This is a genomic window from Agrobacterium sp. LAD9 (assembly GCF_003031125.1).
Classification (GTDB): Bacteria; Pseudomonadota; Alphaproteobacteria; order Rhizobiales; family Rhizobiaceae; genus Agrobacterium; species Agrobacterium radiobacter.
This window is the reverse complement of sequence record NZ_PHGS01000017.1, coordinates 1-2,468: the sequence shown is the minus strand read 5'-3', so window position 1 is coordinate 2,468 and position 2,468 is coordinate 1. Positions and strand designations below refer to the sequence as shown.

The window sequence follows — 2,468 nt, the reverse complement described above, 5'->3', positions numbered from 1 at the left end:
AGGCTGGGCAAACGTGCCTCCGGGCACCCGCACCTCGCTTTACAAGAACGCCGAGTATGAAAAGGCAGCCGCCTTCGCCAAGCCGACGCTTGCTGCAATGGATGCCGCCGACATTACCAAGCCGACTGTAAAGCCCGTGCCTTATACCGGTGGCCAGTTCGTGGCGATCCCTGAATTCCAGGCGCTCGGCACCACGGTTGGTCAGCTGTTCTCGGCGGTTGTTGCCGGCCAGTCCAGCGTCGATGATGCGCTTGCAGGCGCTCAGTCGACGGCAACGCGCGAAATGACCCGCGCCGGTTACATCAAGTAATCCTCCCGAAGATTGCTGTCCGGCGCCAATGCCGGGCAGCGAACTCTCCGGGTCTAAGCCGCCGGTTACGCGGCGGCCTTTATGCCTTTCAAATCAAAACAAGAATGAGCCGGTTCTTCCGGATATACCGGGCGCATGTCGTGATGCCCGGGCCCAAGGGGAGGTGAGTGTAATGGCAACACGAAACACGAGCGGTCTGGCGCGGGTGATGCTAGCGCCTTCGGTCCTGCTTTTGCTGGTATGGATGATCGTGCCTTTGGCGATGACTTTGTGGTTCTCGTTCCAGAACTACAATCTCCTCAACCCCGCCAATGTCAGCTTCGCCGGCCTGTTCAATTACCAGTATTTCTACACCGACCCGGCTTTCTTCCAGTCGATCTGGAATACGCTGCTGATCGTCGGCGGCGTGCTGCTTATCACGGTGGTTGGCGGCATCGCCATTGCGCTGCTGCTCGACAATGACATCTTCGGTCAGGGCATCGTGCGCATCATGATCATCTCGCCGTTCTTCGTCATGCCGCCTGTCGCAGCACTGGTGTGGAAGAACATGATCATGCATCCCGGTTACGGGGTGCTCGCCGATCTGTCGCGCTTCTTCGGCCTGCAGCCGGTCGACTGGTTCGCGCAGTTTCCGCTGCTTTCCATCGTCATCATCGTCGCCTGGCAATGGTTGCCCTTTGCAACGCTGATCCTCTTGACCGCCCTGCAATCGCTCGACGGAGAACAGAAGGAAGCGGCCGAGATGGATGGCGCCAACTTCATCAACCGCTTCGTCTACCTGACGCTGCCGCATCTGGCCCGCGCCATCACGGTCGTCATTTTGATCCAGACGATCTTCCTGCTCGGCGTTTATGCGGAAATCCTCGTCACCACCAATGGCGGCCCGGGTTATGCCTCGACCAACCTTGCCTTCCTCATCTATCGCACGGCGCTATTGGGTTACGACGTCGGCGGCGCATCGGCCGGTGGCATCATCGCCGTCGTGCTCGCCAATATCGTCGCCATCTTCCTGATGCGCGCCGTCGGCAAGAACCTCGACCGTTAAGGAGAAGCGATCATGGCCCGCAAGACAACCACACGCGCAAAGATCGGCTTTTCCATCGCGGCATGGGCCGTGGCGCTTCTGCTGTTCTTCCCGATCCTTTACGCCTTCCTCACCTCGCTCAAGACCGAGCCGGAGGCGATATCAGGCTTCAGCCTCATTCCGTCAGGCACGCTCGAAAACTACATCACCGTGCAGACCCAGCGTGATTACTTCAAGCCGTTCATGAACTCGGTGGTGCTGTCGCTCGGCTCGACGATCATCGCACTCATCATCGCCATTCCCGCCGCCTGGGCCATGGCGTTCTCGCCGACCAAGCGCACCAAGGACATTTTGATGTGGATGCTTTCCACCAAGATGATGCCGGCGGTTGCCGTGCTGGTGCCGATCTACCTGATCTTCCGCAATGCCGGCCTGCTCGATACCCGCATCGGCCTCACTGTCATGCTCACCTTCATCAACCTGCCGATCGTGGTGTGGATGCTTTACACCTACTTCCGCGAAATCCCCGGCGAGATTCTTGAGGCAGCCCGCATGGATGGCGCATCGCTGTGGAACGAGATCGTGCATGTGCTGACCCCGATGGCGGTTCCGGGCATTGCCTCGACGCTGCTTTTGAACGTCATCCTTGCCTGGAACGAATCCTTCTGGACGATCCGGCTGACGACCACCAATGCAGCACCGCTGACGGCCTTCATCGCCTCCTTCTCCTCGCCGCAGGGGCTGTTCTGGGCAAAACTTTCGGCCGCCTCGATGATGGCGATCGCCCCCATTCTCGTCATCGGCTGGTTCTCGCAGAAACAACTCGTGCGTGGCCTCACCTTCGGCGCCGTGAAATAAGGAACGACAATAATGGGCAGCATTTCCCTTCAGAACGTGTCCAAGCTCTTCGGCGAGGCAAAAGTCATCCCGTCGATCGATCTCGACATCCATGACGGCGAGTTCGTCGTCTTCGTCGGCCCATCCGGCTGCGGCAAGTCCACGCTGTTGCGCCTGATCGCCGGGCTGGAAGATGTCTCCGGCGGAAAGATCGTCATCGACGGCAAGGACGCCACCGAAAAGGCCCCGGCCGAACGCGGCCTTGCCATGGTGTTCCAGTCCTATGCGCTTTATCCG

General features: G+C 59.5%; 3 protein-coding genes and 1 pseudogene. All 4 read left to right on the top strand.

What is annotated here, in order from left to right; genetic code table 11:
- A pseudogene (locus DA915_RS18975) lies at window positions 1-310 on the top strand (sugar ABC transporter substrate-binding protein); the annotation flags it as partial.
- Window positions 311-482: 172 nt separating this feature from the next.
- On the top strand, window positions 483-1,355 hold the full coding sequence (locus DA915_RS18970; protein ID WP_107676923.1) for a carbohydrate ABC transporter permease: 873 nt from the start codon (window positions 483-485) through the stop codon (window positions 1,353-1,355).
- Between the two features lie 12 nt (window positions 1,356-1,367).
- Window positions 1,368-2,192, top strand: coding sequence for a carbohydrate ABC transporter permease (locus tag DA915_RS18965; protein ID WP_107676922.1), 825 nt, complete (start codon window positions 1,368-1,370; stop codon window positions 2,190-2,192).
- A 12-nt stretch (window positions 2,193-2,204) separates the two neighbouring features.
- Window positions 2,205-2,468 (top strand): ATP-binding cassette domain-containing protein (locus DA915_RS18960; RefSeq protein WP_153064582.1); only part of this gene is annotated, 264 nt, incomplete at its 3' end.

What these genes read in the sequence shown, in the direction of transcription:
- DA915_RS18970 (WP_107676923.1), top strand. Translation starts at nt 483, where the DNA reads ATGGCAACACGAAACACGAGCGGTCTGGCGCGGGTGATGCTAGCGCCT.
- DA915_RS18965 (WP_107676922.1), top strand. Translation starts at nt 1,368, where the DNA reads ATGGCCCGCAAGACAACCACACGCGCAAAGATCGGCTTTTCCATCGCG.